Source organism: Sorangium sp. So ce1036 (assembly GCF_051369805.1).
GTDB lineage: Bacteria > Myxococcota_A > Polyangia > Polyangiales > Polyangiaceae > Sorangium > Sorangium cellulosum_F.
The window spans coordinates 9,051,618-9,069,268 of the sequence record NZ_JBBMOX010000001.1; the positions used below are offsets into that span (position 1 = coordinate 9,051,618).

A 17,651-nucleotide genomic window follows, 5' to 3' on the forward strand; every position below is an offset into this window, starting at 1 on the left:
AAGGTGCGGCCGCGCCCGTCATCCCCGTTATCGTTTATCGTGGTATCGTGGCGCGGCGGTCGCTTCGTCAAGGACGCTGGCGCACCGCAGAAATGCGCGGCGGTGCTCGGACATCGTGCGGAGGATGGGGTGATGCGCCGCGCGAGCCGCCGCGGGAAACTCGCCGCCGAGGCGCCGGGCGGCAAGCTCGAGGACGGGCTCGATCCGCGGCTCGGCGGCGAGCCGATCGACGCCGAGGGGCGCGCCGGGGGAGCCGAGAGGAGCGGCCGGACCGGAGAGGCCGCCAGGGCTCACCCCCGGGCGCCGAGCACCGCCGCGTCCCGCGCCTCGGCGCCGGGCCCGAGCGGCTGGCCGTGGGAGAACTCGATGGTGTTGCCGTCGGGGTCCCTGAGCGCGCAGAAGTAACCGACCGGATAGGGCAGGTCCTGCGGCGGCCAGACGAGGTGCGCCCGGCCGCGACTCGCGATCTCGTCCACGGCGTCCCGGCTCTCGAGCGCGAAGCCGAGGTGGCTCATGTCGTCCGGAGCCTGGGGCGCTCGCCGGCCTCCTTCGATGAGCACGAGGACGAACGCCCGCTCCTTTCCGTCCTCGGCGAGCCATGCGACCCGCGTGCCCTCGTCGACGCGCTCGTGAACCACCTTGAGCCCGCAGAACTCGCGGTAGAAGGCGAGGCTCGCGTCGAGGTTGCTCACGTGAAGCGCAATGTGGGTCATCAGGGGTTTCATGAGGTCTCCTTGGTCTGGTCGGCAGATCCGCCGAATGACGCAGCCGATATTACAGCACCGCCTCGATCTCCTTGCCAGCGCACCTGCGCGCGGCGGACCGGATCTTCGTGATCTGGAGAGGAGGCGGGGCGAGCGCGCCCGCGGACCGGAGCCGGCTGCGGTGATGAGGGCACGGCGGGAGATCATGGATATCGCGGTGAAGGATACGCCATCGAGCGGCTGCGTGAGCTCGCATGAATACACTCCGGGGGCGAGGCGGCGTGACGCGGACCGCCGTGGCCGCTTGGTCCCCTTGTCCCTGCGGCGCGCTGCGGCTAAGAGGTCCCCCCATGATGCGAGGCGCGCTCGGCGATATCACGAAGGCGGTCGGCGACACACCGATCGTCAAGCTGAACCGGGTCACGGAAGGGCTCGACAGCGACATCTACGTCAAGTGCGAATACCTGAACCCCGGCGGCAGCCACAAAGATCGGGTCGCGCTCAACATGATCCGCGACGCCGAGGCGAACGGCCTCAGGCCGGGCGGGACGATCGTCGAGGCGACCAGCGGCAACACCGGCGCCGCCCTCGCCATGGTCTCCGCCGTCCGGGGATACAAGTGCATCTTCGTCATGCCAGACAAGATGTCGCAGGAGAAGATCGCGACCCTGCGCGCTTACGGCGCGCGCGTCGTCGTCTGTCCGACCGCCGTCGAGCCCGACGACCCGCGCAGCTATTACCAGGTCGCGAAGCGCATCGCCGAGGAGACGCCGAACTGCTTCTACGCGAACCAGTACCATAACCCGTCGAACCCCGGCGCCCACATGGCCTCCACGGGGCCCGAGATCTGGGCGCAGTGCGGGGAGGAGCTCGACGTCTTCGTCGCCGGCATGGGGACGGGCGGCACCCTCAGCGGCACGGGCAAGTACCTCAAGGAGCGGAAGCCGGGCATCAAGATGGTCGGCGTCGATCCGGTGGGATCCCTCTATTACGACTACGTGAAGACCCAGCGGATCACGAAGCCCTTTGCCTACAAGGTCGAGGGGATCGGCGAGGACTTCTTCCCGAGCACGATGAACCTCGAGATCATCGACGACGTCATCCGGGTCGACGACAGGGAGTGCTTCCTCATGACGCGGGACCTCGTGCGGCTCGAGGGCCTGTTCGTGGGCGGCTCCGCGGGCGCGGCGGTCGCCGGCGCGATCAAGTACGCGCGCCAGAGCGGGAAGAGGGAGAACATCCTCGTCCTCCTGCCCGACGGCGCCTCCAAGTACATCTCGAAGATCTTCAACGACGACTGGATGCGCGAGAACGGCTTCCTCGAGGAGGACAAGGGCCTCGGGACGGTGCGCGACCTGCTCGCCGCCAAGCCCAGCGGGACGGTCGTCACGGCCGACGCGAGCGCCCGGGTCAGCGAGGTCATCGACATGATGAAGTCGCACGGCATCAGCCAGCTCCCCGTCACCGAGGGCGGCAAGCTGCGCGGGATGGTCCACGAGGTCGATCTGCTCCGGCACCTCGTGAAGGGGAGCGGCACGCTCGACTCGAGCATCGGCGGGCTGGTCGAGAGCGACTACGCGACCGTGACCCCGGCGACGAAGGTCGAGCTCCTGAAGGGCGTGCTGAGCGACGCCAAGATCGCGCTCGTCGTCGACGAGGAGACCGTGCTCGGCGTCGTCTCCAAGATCGACCTCATCGACTACCTCGCCCGCAAGGCGACGCCGCAGGTCGGCTAGACTCTGCCCGACGGGCGCCGCGAGCGGCCCGAGCCCTCTCCACAGGAAAGGATTGCCCACTTGACCTTGAGCCTCGATACGGTGCGGCGCGAGCTGCACGACCACATCGTGAACGAGATCCTGCTCCGGAAGGCGCCGCTCGCCCCGGACGAGGACCTCTTCGACGCCGGGTTCGACTCCATGTCGCTCACGCGGGTGCTCGTGTTCATCGAGCAGCGGTTCGGGGTGAAGATCCCCGACGAGGACGTGGTCCTCGACGAGGTGTCGACCGTCGACCGCATGGCGCGGTTCGTCGCCGGCCGCGCCGCGGCCGCGCAGGGCTAGCGAGGCCGCGATGGCTGGCCCCTACAGGCTCCGCGCCGAGGACCTCGCCGCGCGCGGCGACGCCATAGCGCTCGCGTCCCTCTCGCCCGGCGCCCGAGTGACGTACGCCGAGCTCGCGGCGCGCGCGGCGGCCGTGCGCGCCGCGCTCGCCGGGGCGGGCGCGCTGCCGGGCGACCGGGTCGCGCTGCTCTCGTCGGGCCGCGCGCACGACGAGCCGGTGGCGCTCGCCGCGGCGCTCACGGCCGGCGCCGTGGCGGTCCCGCTCGACGCGACCGCGCCGCCCGCGCGGCTCGGCCGGATGGCGCGGGCCCGCGGCTGCCGGGCGCTCCTGCTCGACGCCGCGGCCGCGCGCCTCGCGGACGGCATCGACGCCGAGCTCGGCGCGCCCTTGCCGCGGATCACGCTCGACGCCGACGGGCGCGTGCTGGCCGCGCCCTCGCCCGCCCCGGCGGGCGGCGCCGGCGGCGCGCGCGGCGAGCCCGGGCCCACGGACGTCGCGTGCATCCTGCACACCTCGGGCAGCACGGGCGAGCCGAAGCCGGTCCCCATCACGTGGGCCGGCCTCGACGCGTTCACGGCCTTCTGCGTCGATCTCCTCGGCCTCTCGCCGGCGGACCGGGTCCTCCGCGTGGCCGAGCTGCTCTTCGACCTCGCCTGGTTCGACCACCTCGCGACCTTCCGCGCCGGCGCGACGCTCGTGACCATGGCGCGGCGCGACCTCGCCTCGGGCCGCGCGCTCCGGGACGCCGTCCACGCGCTCGCGCCGACGGTCGTCTACGGCGTGCCGTCGATGTTCATGAAGCTCGTCGCCGCGCTCCCCGCGGCGGGCGCGGGCGCCCCGGCCGCGGCGCTCTCCCCGCCGGTGCGCGCCATCCTCTTCGCCGGCGAGGTCTTCCCGCCGCGCGAGCTCGCGGCGCTCGCCGCGCGCGCGCCCGGCGCGGCGCTCTACAACCTGTACGGCCCCACGGAGACGAACGTCTGCACGTTCCACCGCGTCGACCGCGCCGCGCTCGACGGGGTGAGCGAGCTCCCGATCGGCGCCCCGTGCCCGTACGCCACCTGCGCCCTGGTCGCCGAGGGCGAGGACGGCCGCGTCATCGACGGCCCCGGCACGGGCGAGCTCGTGGTCTCGGGGCCGACGACGGTGGGCGGCGGCCCGTACCGGACGCGCGACCGGGTGGAGCGCAAGGCGGACGGCCTCCTCTATTTCCGCGGGCGCATCGACCGGATGGTGAAGGTCCGGGGCTACCGCGTCGAGCCGGGCGAGGTCGAGGCGGCGCTCGCGTCGCACCCGGCCGTGCGCCAGGCCGCCGTGGTCGCCGTGGAGGACGCGCGCCTCGGCAAGACGCTCCGCGCCTTCGTCGCGCTCTCCGGCGACGCCGGCGACGCGGACGATCGCTCGCTCAGGGCGTACCTCGCGGAGCGCCTGCCTCCCTACATGGTCCCGGAGAAGGTCGTGGCGGTGGACGAGCTGCCGAGGACCTCGACCGGGAAGATCGACTATCGCGCGCTGGCATGACGCCGCGGGCCATGGCCCGCGCCGCGGCGCGCGTCAGTGCAGCTTCATCTTCGCGCTGGCGCCCGCCGACGCCGACGCCTTGAAGCTCGGCTTCGGGATCGCGATCTTGGGCGCCTTGATCTGCACGTTCACGCTCGGCGGCGTCACGCGGACGCTCGGCGCCTTGACGTGGACGTTGGCCTTCGCCTTCGCGTTCGCGTGGGCCTTGGCGGCGGCGCCGGCGCCGGCGTGGACATGGACCTTGGGGTCGAGATCGGCCTTCGCCTTCAGGTCGGCGACCGCGTGGGCGTGCCAGTCGGTCTTCACGCGCACCTTCACGCGCGGCGCGCGCGCGTGGACGGCGAACGCCGCCCCCGCCCGGTAGCCGCACAGCGCCACCGCCGAGCGGCCGGCGTTCCGCACCGCGATCGTCAGCTTCAGCGGGTCGGCGGCGAGCGCGAGCTTGCCGGTCAGGTACGCCCCCGCGGTCGCCCCGGCCGCCACGCTCGCCGCGACCGGCGCGAGCACGACCACCTGCGGCGCCTCGGCCACCACGCCGAGCGTGATCTTGCGCTCGCCGAGGTCGACGGGCTTCAGATCGGCGTCGAGCACGTAGACGCGCACCTCCCCGGTCACCTCGTCGACCAGGAGCTCGAGCCGGTCGTCGCCGACGATCTCGATGCGCCCGCCGTGCGGCCCGAGCTTCCCCTCCGGGAGCGCCAGGTCGGCCGACGCCTTCGCGTTGGCGAACAGCTCGGCGGTGCCGCCCGCGGGGACGTGGAGGGTGCCGCTCCACGGCTTGCCGGCGACGTTGAGCGTGTAGCCGATCTGGGTGAGGTCGGCCTCGAGCTTCGGGCCGGCGGCGACCAGGAAGCCCGCCTTCGAATCGAACGTCAGCGGCACGGTCTTCTCCCCCGAGGCGTCCTTCCAGAGGAGGGTGCCGGTCACGTCCTCGCGGATCGGCTCGCCATCCGGCCCGAGGACCGCCGCCTTCACGCTCCCATCCGCGGCGACGTGGAAGGCGGCCTTGCCGCTCTCATGCTCCTCGACGTAGGCGCCCTCGCCGATCGCCGCCTCGGCGCTGGCGGTCACCTCGGCCGTCGCGTTCGCGGGCGCAGCCTCCTCGCCCTTGCCACAGGCGCCCGTGGCGGCGATGAGCAGCAGCAGGGCGAACGCCCCGGAAACATTGGTGATCTTCATGAAATCCTCCTCGGTGCCAGCGAGCCCTCGGCGGGAGCCGTGACTCGCGAAAGCCGAGGCGCCGAGGCCGAAACCTCCCCGCGCGCCCCGGCTTCGAGAGCCATCATACGCCGAGGAGACCCTGAAAGGCCCGGAGAGGCCGAAGATAGGTGGGTGACGGGGCCGCCAGGGAGGCAGAGGTGGGACAAGCGAGCCGCCGCCCGCCGGGCGGCCTCGCCGCGCTGCGGTCAGGGGTTGTCGGTGCCCTGCCCGCCCTCGTCCTCGCCCTCGGGGATGAGCTGCGGGCACTTCCGCGCGAGCGCCTCGCACGCCGGGGGCGCCGCCTCCAGCGCGCTCAAGGTGGAGTCGCACGTGAGCGCGCGGATCACGTCGGTCTGGGCGATGAGGCAGACCTCGTACTCCGCCACCGTGGCCGTGCAGCCGGCGCGCTGGTCGGTCGGCGGCATGCAGCTCGCGTCCGCGGCCTGGCCCTCGGTCGACTCCTCGGGAGCGGCGAGGCACTCGTCCTTCAGGGTGCTGCACGACTTCCCGAGGGCGGGCGCCGCGATGAGACCCAGGTACTCACAGGTATCTTCCTTGGAGAGCTTCACCCTCGCCTTGAGCGCGTCGCAGGTGGACTGGACGTCGTCGGCCGTCAGGTCCTTGAGCTGCTTGCTGCTCATCGCGGTGTCCGTCGGGGCGACATCTGCACCTTCGCCGCCGCAGGCGGCGAGACACAGGACGGTCATCAACGCCCCGAGATGAGTCAATTGCTTCATTCGTTCTCTCCCTTTCAGGTGCGGCCGCGAGCGCGGCCCTGGGACCCCCCGGGAGCAAGCCATGTACCGTGAGCGCGGTTGTGCACGATTGGACCGCACGACTCGACAAATCAGGACAATGCCATCCGAGACACCGGATCCGCCAGGCGGGGAAATACGATCCTCCTCGGCGCGTCGCGAGGGCCGGCGCGTGGCGGCGCGAGCGCCGGGCCGCCCGCCCCGCGGCGAGGTCACGCTGCGTGTAGTCGCCTGTCGGCGAGCCCCATCGCGCGGCCCCGTGCGACGGCCGGCGCCCGACAGACCTGCCGCAGGGTCGGCCGCCGCATGACATCGTGTCGCCTCGACGGGTGGAGGGACTCAGATCCAGCGGCGATGCCGCCGATGTCGGGAGCGCCCCCGGACGCGGCCCGCTGCCGCCTGCGGACCGCGCTCGCCGACCCCCTCGCGGTCTCTGCGGCGCGGAGGCCTGTTCCCCTCCTGCAGCACGACCTCCCGTGCGCCGACGAGAGCTCGCGCGGCGTCCTCGAGCACCTCGACGCCATGGACGGACCGGCACGGCGGCTCGGGGCCGCGGCCCCGACGACGCGCTGCGGCGCGGCCTGCCCGTGAAGGAGGCGCGCGTCCGGCACGAGCCCGCGCGGCACCTCCCGCGCAACGCCCCGGAGCGCGCGCGCCAGATCGCGCGCGCCCACGCACTCCCCGCCTCCCTCGCTCTGCCGTACTGGCGCGGCCGCGCGATCCGGCTGCGCGACCGCCCGGGACGCGCAGACGGCGACGCGGACGCGCAGGCGGCGACGCGGACGCGCCGAGCACGAAGAAACGTCCGTCGCCGTGATCAGGGCCTCCGATTCGCCATCTCCGGCGCTGCATCACGGCAAGCGCTGAATCGTTCCGCTCGCGCAAGCGTTGGGTAACGAGCGCGACTCCGGGCGACGAAACCGTGCTGCGCGCCGCCCCGACGCGCGCGCGACATGACGGCTCGTCGCCCCGGCGCGCACGCAGACTCCGGCGGTCAGACCGCCGGCGACACCGTGAACCTCAAAACCCGCTCTCCCGACATCCCAGCTTCGAACCACCGAGAAAACACCTCGTCATCCATCTGCCCAGGACACCCGAAGTTCCATCGCGACGGTCCAGAAAACGCGGCGATCCCAGGCCGATCACGGATTTATCCGTTGGACAACGTATCAACTCAGGGTATACACCGACGATCATTGCCAGCGCGCCCCTAGGACACCTGCAAATCACGCAAGGAATCCATGCATTGTATGAGGCGCCGTGCCCTGGACGACGAATTTCCGCGTCGACTGGGAGACTATAAGGTCTCATAAAGGAAGGCGAGCAGGCGCCGACGTGCACCTTGTGGAGGAGCGGGAAGATCTACCAGGCAGGGGGCCGGACGTCATCACCAACGCGGACAACCCAGGCAATCTGGATCGGCCACGTCCATATTTACCGACGACCGCGCGCGGGCCCGGGGCGACACCGAGGACAGGCACACTCAACGGCGGCACTCGATCCCGTGAAACCTATTCAACCCACCTCTTCTCGACTGCCTCGCCCATCCGCTCCGGCGCCACTATCGGAGCGGACTGCATACCAGCCGATCTCGACGGTCATCGGCTCATCGCACTACCGCGCCCTCGCTGACGACGCCCTGAAGGACGAGGACAACGCGGCGTGGGTGCTCACGCTCGCGCCCGACGTGAGGCAGGCGTGGCTCGACCGCATCCGCTGGATCCGGATCGTGGATCGCCTCGCCGAGAACGAGCGCATCGAGCCCCACGAGCGGCGCTTCAGCCGGTTCATGGAGGACTGGAGGCGCCTCCTCTCGCGCGGGATCGTCGACCCGAGCTGCCCGTTCGCGAGCGAGCTCCTCGCCATCCGCGCGCTGTGGCTCCGGGACGCGAGCGGCCCGGGGAGCGACCTCGCCGAGGGGCGGCGCGGGGGCGACGACATGGCCGCGCGCTCGCTCGCCGCCTGGGATGCCTACCTGCTCGCGCTCGCCGACTACCACGCTCCAGGGCTCCTCATCCGCACGATGAAGGAGCACGACACGATGCTCCTCCGCCTCTCCGGCCACATCTTCCAGCTCGTTCCGTTCCTGACGAAGGCGCACTGGGACGCGGCCGCGGAGTTCGGGCGGCTCGATCAGTTCTTCAACAACCTGCGGGACATGCAGGAAGACGCCGACCGGGGCCTCTGTTACCTGCCGGAGGAAGAGCTCGCGCGCCACGGGCTCACGCGCGCCCAGGTGCTCTCCGGCCGCTGCATCGACACGCCCGGCTACCGGAGCCTCATGCAGTTCTGGCTCGACGAGATCATGCCGTCGCTCTACGCGCGGGCGGCGCCGTTCATCGATGCTCACGATCTCCATCCCTCGCTCCAGATGATGAAAGAGTGGAGCCTGCGTCGTTATGCCCGCATCACCCGGGTGTTCCGCGCCACCGGCTTCGACCCTCGCCGGTTCCCCGCGCGGTACTGGGCCGAGGTGCGGCGCGACCTCGCCGAGCGCCGGCAGCTCTGCCGCGCTCAGCCCGCGTAACGCCTCACCGTCGAGAGCAGCGTGTCCGGATCGAACGGCTTGCCCAGCCACGCGTCGGCGCCGACCTCCGCCGCCCGCCGGTGCGCGTCGGCCGCGGCGGTCAGCACGACGATGGGCGCCTGCCGCCCGTGCCGGACCTCGAGCTCGCGGGCGAACTCCGGGCCGTTCATCACCGGCATCTTCATGTCGAGCAGGATGAGATCCGGGATGTCGTGCTCGAGCTTCGCCAGCGCCTCCCGGCCGTTGCACGCGATCTTGACGCGGTAGCCGTCCTCCTGGAGCACGAGCGAGACGAGCGCCACGAGATCCGCGTCATCCTCCACCAGGAGAACCGTCTTTGCATGTCTATCGCTCATAATCGACCACGGGAGCTTCGTCGCTGAGTGGAATGGTGAAATAGAACGTGCTTCCCTTGTCCTCCTCGCTCTCGAACCACATGCGGCCGCCGTGGCGGGCGATCATGTCCTTCGCGAGGAACAGGCCGATCCCCATGCCGCCGTAATCGTGCCTGGTGTCCGTGTGGGCGCGGAAGAACCGCTCGAAGATGCGCTCCTGCTTGTGGGCGGGGATGCCGACCCCCTGGTCGCGCACCGACACGACCGCCTCGAAGCGCGGCGGGGCGCCGTGCCGCTGGGAGAAGAGCGCGGCGTCGCAGCGCGGCGGCGAGGACGCCGGCGCGCGCTCGGCCACGGCGATACGAACGTCGATGTCGCCGCCCTCGGGCGAGTACTTCACCGCGTTGTCGAGCAGGCTCGAGAGCACCTGACGCAGCCGCTCCGGATCGGCGCGCACGACGGGCGGCCGCTCCACCTCGAGCGACAGCCGCACCCGGTGGCGGCTCGCCGATTTCGCGGCGCGCTCGACCGTCTCCGACAGGAGCTCCGCGAGGTCGACGTCCTCCTCGGAGACCTGGAGGACGTCGAGCGTGACCTGCGAGATGGCCAGGAGATCGTCGACGATGCGGTTGATCCTGTCCGCGCCGCGGTCGATGGCCTCCAGCATCCTGCGGCGGGGCGCCGGGAGATCCTGCGTGTTGCGCAGGAGCGCGAGCGCGTAGCCCTTCATGATCGCGACCGGCGTCTTCAGCTCGTGCGCGCCGACCCGGATGAACTGATCCTTGACGAGATCGAGCTCCATGAGCTCCGTCACGTCGCGCGCGACCGTGACCGCGCCGAGGATCGCCCCGCCCTCGCTGCGGATCGGCGCCGCGCTGGTGCGCAGGAAGACGTCCCGGCCCGCGCGGCCGTCCGCGAGCACCTGCTCCTCCTGCACGATCGTCTCGCCCGCGAGCGCCCGCACCATGGGCAGCTCGTCGCGCGTGAAGGGGCGGCCGTCCGTGTGGCGCATCCGGCCGAGATCCATCACGTCCTCGACCATCCGGCCGGCCTGCTCCGAGCGGTCCGACAGGCCGAGCAGCCGGAGCCCCGAGGCGTTGAGCATCGTGAGCCGCCCCTCCCGGTCGCACGCGAACACCCCCTCGACGAGGTTGTCGAGCACGGCCCCGAGCTGCGCCGCGCGCTGCGCCGCGTCCTGCAGCAGCCGCTCGCGCTCCGCCAGGTAGCTGCGCCGGCGCCGGGAGGACTCCTCCAGGCGATCGACCATCGCGTTGACGCCGCCCGCGAGGGCGCCGATCTCGTCCTTGAAATAGACGGGGATCCGCTCCAGCCGGTCGACCTCGCCGCGCTGGACGATCTTCTGGATGACCGCCGCGACCTGCTGGAACGGGCCGGCCAGGGCGCCCGCGAGGAAGCCGGCGCAGACCGGCGCCCAGGTGACCGCGACGACCGAGAAGATCGCCAGCGTGAGCAGCAGGCCGGGCTTCGCCGGCCCCGCGGTCTCGCCGAGCACCATGGCCGCCATCCAGCTCGTCGGCGCGATCGCGAGGCAGGCGCCGAGGATCACGAGGCGGACGGCGAGCGAGTAGCCCTTCCCGGGCACGGCGAGGCCGCGCTCGCGGGCGATCAGCGAGATGACGCCGGCGGCGGGCGAGAGCAGGCGGCCGAGGATGCTGTAGGCGAGCGGCAGGGCGGCCGCGAACAGCGCGACCGCGAAGAGGACCAGCGCGACCACGCGCTGGACGCCGAGCGGGGCGTGCGAAGGCTCGATGACGTAGAGCGCCGCGGTGACGGGCAGGTAGAGGAGCGCCCACGACACCGCCCAGACCGTCGCGAACGCGAGCGGCGTGTCGTAAGCGGCGTTCGCCGCGGCGAGGATGAGCGACTCCGGCGGCGCCGGGCCGCCGCTCTCCGCCTCGCCGGGGCCCGCGCCGCCCGGGACGGGGTGGCCCACGGCGTACCGGCGCAGGCGCTCGATCGGGCGCAGCATGTGGACGAGCAGGGCGACCAGACCCGCTGTCTTGACGAGGTACATGAGCCCGATCAGCCCGAGCATCCGCGCCTGGACCGCCGAGTCCACGACGCCGAGGAGCCGCAGGTGAGCGACCGGGACGAGCAGGCTGTACGGCAGCTCGATGCCAAACGCGTACGCCACGACCCGGGGAGTGAAGGATGGAGTCCGCGCCCTCCATGGATTCCAACTCCTGAACCAGGCGGCTCGGCTGGTCACCACGTCCGTCACCCCCCCTGTTGAAGCATGGGTTCAGGGCCCGCGCCTCCGGGGCCCTCGGCAGCAAGTCGATGAGTCAGCTCGCTGGGTCCGCTTTGCTATGGAACCATCGCGCGCATTGTCGACCCATTTCGTTGGCTCATGTCGACCCGTTCAACTCACGCGTTCCGTCCTGGCCTGGGCGGCATTGCGTATTTCCTGATCCGCTCAGGCGGCGCCTCATGGCGGCTCGGGCGATGAGGAACAGGATGGTGAGAACGTGCCTTGCGCGCAGGCCGCTCGCCTCCCCGCGGTAGACCGGGCGGACGCTCACCTCGCGGACGCGGAGCCGGCGCGCCGCGAGGGCGGCGAGCAGGTCGTTCGGGTAGCCGTAGCGGGGCCACAGGCCGTCGAGGTCGAGCGCGTCGAGGGCGCGCGCCGAGATCGCGGTGTAGCCGCACTGGCTGTCGGAGAGGGCGTCGAGCCTGGCCGCGCGGCGGGTGAGCGCCGCGAGCGCCGCCGTCGCGGCGAGCCGCTGGAGCGGCATGACGCGCCACACGTCGGGGTGCCGCAGCCGATCGCCCTTCACATAATCGGCCTCGCCGGACGCGATCGGGGCGACGACGCGCGGGAGATCGCGCGGGTCCATCTGCCCGTCGCCGGCCATGACGGCCACGGCGGCGGCGCCGAGGGCGCGCGCGCGCCGGTAGCCGGCGACGATCGCCGCGCCGACGCCGAGGGGCTCGGGGTGCACGAGCACGTCGAGGCGCGCGTCGTCCGCGGGGAGCGCCGCGCGCGCGATCCCGGCGGTGCCGTCGCGGCTCCCGTCGTCCACGACGATCACGTGATCGACGAAGGCGGGGACGGCCCCCACCGTCTCTGCGATCCACTGCGCCTCGTCCCGCGCAGGGATGACGACCGCGACGCGCGCACCGTGCAGCACGCCGGTTCGTAGCGGAAGGCGCGGCCCTCGGCAATCGCGCGCGTGCGCTGAAAGAACGCGCGCGGGCCGACAGCCAACCCGCGCAGGCCCGCCGCGGTCCGGCCGGGACGTTACTTGCCGGCCTTTTGCCGGAGCTCGGCGTACGAGCCGCCGGGCGTGCTCGTTTCGACGGGTAGCCCGGCGGGCCCCCATCCTCGCTCGGTCAGCGCGCCGAACGCGTCGCGCGGCCCCTCGAAGCCCGCGCGCTGGTCGACGACGGCCGTGTAGCCCGCCGACACCATGGCTTCGGCCGCGCGCATCGAGCGCTGTCCGGACCGACAGCCCACGACGATCTTCGCGTCCTTGGGATAGAGGGCAGCGACCACGGCCAGGAAGTCCGGGTTGGGCGTCATGCCGCCGGGGCCGGCGTGCAGGAGCGGCACGTTGTGCGCGCCGCTGGGGTGGCCAGCGGCGTATTCGGGCTCGCTCCGGACGTCCAGGTAGAGATAGCCCTCCTCGTCGATGAGCTGCTTCGCCTGCTCGGGGGATACGCGCTTGATGTCCGCCATGCGCGCAGTCTACCCCGGCGGGCGCTCTCCGTCAGAACGTGTGGATGAAGAGCCCGCTGCGGAGCTTCGGCTCGAACCACGTGCTCTTGGGCGGCATGAGCAGCCCGGCGTTGCTGACCGCGAACAGCTCGCCGATCTGCGTCGGATAGAGGTGGATCGCCATCGTGAACGCGCCCGAGTCGACGCGCTGCTCGAGCTCGGCGATGCCGCGGATGCCGCCGACGAAGTCGATGTGCCTGTCCCGCCGGGGGTCGCTGACGCCGAAGATCGGGCCGAGGATCTGGTCCTGGCAGATCGAGCAATCGAGCGAGGCCACGGGATCCGCCGCGTCGAAGGTGCCCGGACGCACCCGGGCGGTGTACCAGCGGCCGCCGAGGTAGAGGCCGAACGACCTCGGGCCGGACGGGGCCGCGGCCGCGCCGCTCGGGGCCGGCGCGACGTCGAGCCGCTCGCCGAGGGCGCCGAGGAGCGCCTCCGCGCTGCGGCCCGCGAGGTCCCGGACCACGCGGTTGTACGGCAGGATGTTCATCTGGTCGTGCGGGAAGACCACGGCCAGGAAGACGTCGTGCTCGCCGCCGTCGCCCCGCAGCTTCCGGTGCACGCGCGCCGCCGCGGCGCTGCGGTGGTGGCCGTCGGCGACGTAGAGCGTCGGGATCGCCTGGAAGCGCGCCTCGAGCTCGGCGGTCGCCTCGCGGCCGAGGACCCAGAGCCTGTGCTCGACGCCGTCGACGGTCGTGAAGTCGTAGATGGGCGGCGACTGCATGGCGAGCGCGACGGCGCGATCGATGCCCGGGTCGGCGCGGTAGGTGAGGAACACCGGCTCGTCGTGGGCGCCGAGCGCCTCGATGTGGCGCGTGCGGTCGTCCTCCTTGTCGGGGCGCGTCTTCTCGTGCTTCTTGATGATGTCCCGCTCGTACTCCGCGACCGAGGCGCAGCCGACGACGCCGATCTGCCGGTGCTCGCCCATTTTCTGGGCGTAGAGGTAGAGGTGCGGCTCCGGATCCTGCGCGAGGTCGCCGCGCGCGATGAGGCCGGCGAGGTTCTCCGCGCCGCGCGCGTGGACGGCGTCGTCGTGCTCGTCCGTCCCTTCGGGCAGGTCGATCTCGGGGCGGGACACGTGCAGGAAGCTGTGCAGCCCTCCGGCGGCGAGCACGCGCGCCTCGGCGGTGGAGATGACGTCGTACGGCGGGCTGGCGACGCGGGCCGCGTGGGCCTGCGGGGGACGGTAGGCGCGGAAGGGTCGGACGGTGGCCACGAAGAGCGCCTAGCCCAGCGGCGGGGGTGCGTCGAGGTCCCGACGACGACAGCGCTGATGGCGGCCGGCGGCGCGTGCTAGGAGGGACACGCCCCGCGAGGAGCGGCTCGCAAGCGCTCCCCCTCCAGGGCCAAGCCCCACGAGGAACCTTGTCCAGCTCCGGCGACTCCCTCTTCCCGTCCCGCTTCTCGACCCCCCCGCCCAGCTCGGCGGAGGACGACCTCGCCCTGCCGGGCGAGTCCCCCCCGTTCACCACGTCGCGCTCTCGCCCTCGCCGCGTGATCGCCGTGGGCGGCGGCCGCGGGGGCGTCGGCAAGGCGACGGCCGCGGTCAACCTGGGGGTGTACTTCGCGCAGCTCGGGCGCGACGTGATCATCCTCGACACCGACGCCTACAGCCCGGGGCTGCACGCGGCGCTGGGGATCGAGGCGCCGCCGCTCGTCACGCGCGAGGACATCGAGGAGGGCAAGGCCGAGCCGATCGCGACCACCGTGCCCGGGCTAAGGCTCGTCCCGACCGCGTACGACCCGATGACGGCCACGCCGCTGCGGCCGAGCCGCGCGGCGTACTGGATGAAGATGATCCACGAGCTCGACGTCGACTACGTGATCGTCAGCCTGGGCGCGGCGACCGGCTCCTCGACGCTCGACCTGTTCCTACACGCCGACGTCGGCATCTGCGTGACCACGCCCGAGCCGCTCGCCGTCGAGCACACGTACCGCTTCTGCCGCGCGCTCTACCAGCGCACCCTGCGCCGGGCGCTCATGAAGGAGCGCTTCAAGATCCGCCTCGTGGAGAAGGTGGCCGCGTCGCTGCCGCCGCTCGCGACACCGCGCGATTTCATCCTGGAGATGAAGCGGTTCGACGAGGGGGTCGCGTCGCTCGCGGCCGCGCAGCTGCCGCGGGTGACGCCGCACCTCGTGGTCAGCCAGACGCGGCACCGCTCGGACCTGGAGCTCGGGCCGGCGATGAGCGCGGTCTCGGAGCGCTTCCTCGGCATCTCGCTCGACTACCTCGGGCACATCGAGCACGACGACGCGGTGTGGCTGACGGCGCGGCGGCGCCAGCCGCTGCTCATCGACAGCCCGACGTCGAAGAGCGCGCGCAACCTGGAGCGCGTGGCGCGGCGCATCCTGGCGCTGCTCGCCGCGCGCGACACGCGCCCCGCCGACGCGCACGCGCGGGCGCTCGCGGCCGCGTCGAAGAGCGCCGCGCCGCCCACGCTCTACGACGCGCTCGGCCTGGCGCGCACGGCGGCCGACGACGAGATCCGGCGCGCGTACAAGCGGCAGCGCGACATCTACCGGGAGGGGAGCCTGCCGGTCGTGAGCGTGCTGAGCCCCGAGGTGCTCCAGAAGGAGCAGGCGCGCATCGAGGAGGCGCACGACACGCTGCTCGACCCGGTGCGCCGCCGCGCCTACGATCTCTCGACCTACCCCGACGACCCGCGCATGGCGCTCGGTCCTGCGCGCCCGGAGAACGCCGCGGCCGCGGCCGAGCTCGCGATGCTGCAGGCCGAGCTCGCGCGCGAGATCAACGCCGAGACGCAGTTCAGCGGCGCGCTGCTGCGCAAGGTGCGCGAGTCGCAGGGGGTCGAGCTCTCCGACATCGCGCAGCGGACGAAGATCTCGCTGGCGCACCTGCAGGCGATCGAGAACGAGGCGACGGGCGACCTGCCGGCGCCGGTGTACGTGCAGGGCTTCGTGCAGGAGATCGCGAAGTACCTGCGGCTCGATCCGGCCCAGGTCGCGAAGACCTACATGCGGCGGCTGCGCGAGCTCTCGGCCGGCACGCGCGCGAAGCAGCATGGCTGACGTGGGGCGGGACGGCGGGGGGAAGGCGCAGGGCGGCGGCGGCGGGGCGGCGCCGGATGGCGGCGAGGCGGGGCGGGATGGCGGCGGGGCGGCGCACGGCGGCGGCGATCTCCTGTTCTCGGCGCTCGCGTTCCTGCTCGCGCTCCTGCCGCGGCTCTACGTGGCGATCGCGTGGGCGCGCGAGCCGGTGTGGGACGGCCACTACTACGACTTCGGCGCGCGGCGGATCGCCGCCGGCCTCGGCTACTCGGACGACCTCATCGTGGGCGGCCAGCCGGTCTGGCACCCCTGGTGCCATTACCCGGTCGGTTACAGCGGCTTTCTGGGGCTCGTCTACAAGCTGTTCGGCACGGGGCCCCACGTCGCGACGATCGCGAACGCGGTGGTCGGCGCGCTCCTGGTCGTGGTGGTCCACCGCCTGGCCCGGTACGCGACCACGCCGGCGCGCGCCCGGGTCGCGGCGCTCCTCGCGGCGCTCTCGCCGGGCCTCATCGTCTACGCGGCGCTGCTCATGACCGAGCCGCTCGCGGCGTTCGGCCTGGTGACGGCGCCGTGGCTCTTCGCGCGCGACGCCGCGCGCGGCCGCCGCGCCCGCGGCGCGGTCCTCGCGGGCGCGGCGCTCGGGCTGACGGCGCTGGTGCGCCCGCAGAGCCTGCTCTGCGCGCCGGCGTTCGCGCTGCTGGCGCTCAGGGCCCCGGGCGCGGCGGCTGGCGCCGGCGCGAGCGCGAGGCTCGCGGCGTGGAAGCGCGCGGCGCAGGTGGTCGTGCTCTCGTCCGCGGCGGCCCTCGCGGTCGTGGCGCCGTGGACGATCCGGAACTGCCGCGTGATGGACGGCTGTGCGCTCGTCTCGACGAACGGCGGCTGGAACCTCGCGATCGGCGCGTTCCCGCGCGCGACGGGCCGGTTCGAGACGCTGCGCGCGGGCGACGGCTGCCCGATCGCGCGCGGCCAGGTGGCGCAGGACCGCTGCTGGATGGCGGCGGGGATGGCGTGGATCAAGGCGGATCCCGCCCGCTGGCTCGGCCTGATCCCGAAGAAGCTGAGCTTCACCTTCGATCACGAGTCGTTCCCCATCGGCTATCTCGGCGAGGCGAACCCCGCGGCGTGGCCGGAGGAGCGGCGCGCGCTGGGGCGCCGGGTGCTCACGGCGTCGCACCTCGGCCTGCTCTCGGTGGCGGCGCTCGGGGTCGTGGCGTGGCCGCCGCGGAGGCCACGGCGGGCGCTCGTCGCGCAGCTCCTCGCGCTCGCGGCGGTGCTCGGGCTCATCGCGTGGGGCGTCCTCGGCGACGAGCACGTGTTCTGGCCGCTCGCGGTGGCGATCCCGCTGCTCGCGGCGCTGCCGCTGCCGGGGCGGCCCGCGAACGGGGGGGTCGTCGGGTATCTCGCCTTCGCGGTCGCGTCGGTGGTGCTGACGCACGCCGTGTTCTTCGGGGAGGACCGGTATCACATGGTCGTGACGCCGGCGCTGTGCGTCCTCGCGGCGTGCGCGCTGCGGCGCGGCGGGGCGGTGGGCGCTGCGGGGCGGGCGGATGCGGCGGGGCGGGCGGACGTGCGGGAGGGTTGACGAGGCGGGTCAGCCGTCGGCCACGGGACCTCCCTGCAAGGGGATCGCGGGTCACCACGGGCTGGGGGCGCAATTCCAGGTCGCGCGAAGGGCGTGGGTCACGTCCAGGATGCGCTATGATGAGAGGCATATGGAGGGGCCTGCACGCGCAGGGACAGCTCGGCGGGCACGCCCTGGCGCTCCTCGTCGCGGGGCGGGCGCGATCGGCGTCAACCGAG

The 17,651-nt window shown here is 72.7% G+C and carries 15 protein-coding genes; 7 read left to right on the forward strand and 8 right to left on the reverse strand.

The window, feature by feature from the left end:
- Positions 1-290: 290 nt before the first annotated feature.
- A complete protein-coding gene (locus WMF31_RS33980; protein WP_436605930.1) occupies positions 291-725 on the reverse strand; it encodes a VOC family protein in 435 nt (144 codons plus the stop codon).
- Positions 726-1,054: 329 nt separating this feature from the next.
- On the opposite strand from WMF31_RS33980, the gene WMF31_RS33985 reads away from it, so the two are divergent.
- From WMF31_RS33985 to WMF31_RS33995, 3 genes are read left to right on the forward strand one after another with little or no spacing between them, the layout of a single operon-like run.
- Positions 1,055-2,440, forward strand: a complete 1,386-nt coding sequence (locus WMF31_RS33985; RefSeq protein WP_436605931.1) for a pyridoxal-phosphate dependent enzyme — start codon at positions 1,055-1,057, stop codon at positions 2,438-2,440.
- 60 nt (positions 2,441-2,500) lie between these two features.
- Complete coding sequence (locus WMF31_RS33990; protein ID WP_129344965.1) at positions 2,501-2,764, forward strand: acyl carrier protein; 264 nt, start codon at positions 2,501-2,503, stop codon at positions 2,762-2,764.
- 10 nt (positions 2,765-2,774) lie between these two features.
- The gene (locus tag WMF31_RS33995; protein ID WP_436605932.1) at positions 2,775-4,283 is read left to right on the forward strand and encodes an AMP-binding protein; all 1,509 of its coding nucleotides are present in this window, start codon (positions 2,775-2,777) and stop codon (positions 4,281-4,283) included.
- Between the two features lie 33 nt (positions 4,284-4,316).
- On the opposite strand, the gene WMF31_RS34000 is transcribed toward WMF31_RS33995, so the two are convergent.
- Positions 4,317-5,462 (reverse strand): hypothetical protein, encoded by a 1,146-nt coding sequence (locus WMF31_RS34000; protein ID WP_436605933.1) that lies wholly within the window; start codon positions 5,460-5,462, stop codon positions 4,317-4,319.
- A gap of 227 nt (positions 5,463-5,689) precedes the next feature.
- Positions 5,690-6,220, reverse strand: coding sequence for a hypothetical protein (locus WMF31_RS34005; protein ID WP_436605934.1), 531 nt, complete (start codon positions 6,218-6,220; stop codon positions 5,690-5,692).
- Between the two features lie 381 nt (positions 6,221-6,601).
- On the opposite strand from WMF31_RS34005, the gene WMF31_RS34010 reads away from it, so the two are divergent.
- Both WMF31_RS34010 and WMF31_RS34015 read left to right on the forward strand, forming a co-directional pair.
- Complete coding sequence (locus WMF31_RS34010) at positions 6,602-6,829, forward strand: hypothetical protein (protein WP_436605935.1); 228 nt, start codon at positions 6,602-6,604, stop codon at positions 6,827-6,829.
- A 913-nt stretch (positions 6,830-7,742) separates the two neighbouring features.
- On the forward strand, positions 7,743-8,765 hold the full coding sequence (locus tag WMF31_RS34015) for a squalene/phytoene synthase family protein (protein ID WP_436605936.1): 1,023 nt from the start codon (positions 7,743-7,745) through the stop codon (positions 8,763-8,765).
- Here the strand turns inward: WMF31_RS34015 and WMF31_RS34020 are convergent.
- From WMF31_RS34020 to WMF31_RS34040, 5 genes are all read right to left on the reverse strand, one after another.
- Positions 8,753-9,121 carry a response regulator gene (locus tag WMF31_RS34020; protein WP_129344951.1) on the reverse strand — a complete coding sequence of 123 codons (369 nt, stop codon included), beginning with the start codon at positions 9,119-9,121 and terminating at the stop codon, positions 8,753-8,755. The genes WMF31_RS34015 and WMF31_RS34020 overlap by 13 nt on opposite strands.
- Positions 9,111-11,255, reverse strand: a complete 2,145-nt coding sequence (locus tag WMF31_RS34025; protein ID WP_436605937.1) for a HAMP domain-containing sensor histidine kinase — start codon at positions 11,253-11,255, stop codon at positions 9,111-9,113. Before WMF31_RS34025 ends, WMF31_RS34020 begins: the two co-directional genes overlap by 11 nt.
- 214 nt (positions 11,256-11,469) lie before the next feature.
- Complete coding sequence (locus tag WMF31_RS34030; protein ID WP_436605938.1) at positions 11,470-12,252, reverse strand: glycosyltransferase family 2 protein; 783 nt, start codon at positions 12,250-12,252, stop codon at positions 11,470-11,472.
- Between the two features lie 110 nt (positions 12,253-12,362).
- A complete protein-coding gene (locus WMF31_RS34035; RefSeq protein ID WP_436605939.1) occupies positions 12,363-12,800 on the reverse strand; it encodes a rhodanese-like domain-containing protein in 438 nt (145 codons plus the stop codon).
- Between the two features lie 31 nt (positions 12,801-12,831).
- Positions 12,832-14,055 carry a DUF1015 domain-containing protein gene (locus WMF31_RS34040; protein ID WP_436605940.1) on the reverse strand — a complete coding sequence of 408 codons (1,224 nt, stop codon included), beginning with the start codon at positions 14,053-14,055 and terminating at the stop codon, positions 12,832-12,834.
- Positions 14,056-14,204: 149 nt separating this feature from the next.
- Here WMF31_RS34040 and WMF31_RS34045 point away from each other — a divergent pair, with 149 nt between their 5' ends.
- Both WMF31_RS34045 and WMF31_RS34050 read left to right on the forward strand, forming a co-directional pair.
- Positions 14,205-15,869 carry a helix-turn-helix domain-containing protein gene (locus WMF31_RS34045; RefSeq protein WP_129344936.1) on the forward strand — a complete coding sequence of 555 codons (1,665 nt, stop codon included), beginning with the start codon at positions 14,205-14,207 and terminating at the stop codon, positions 15,867-15,869.
- A complete protein-coding gene (locus WMF31_RS34050) occupies positions 15,862-17,433 on the forward strand; it encodes a glycosyltransferase family 39 protein (protein WP_436605941.1) in 1,572 nt (523 codons plus the stop codon). The genes WMF31_RS34045 and WMF31_RS34050 overlap by 8 nt, the downstream gene beginning before the upstream one ends.
- The last annotated feature ends 218 nt before the right edge of the window (positions 17,434-17,651 follow it).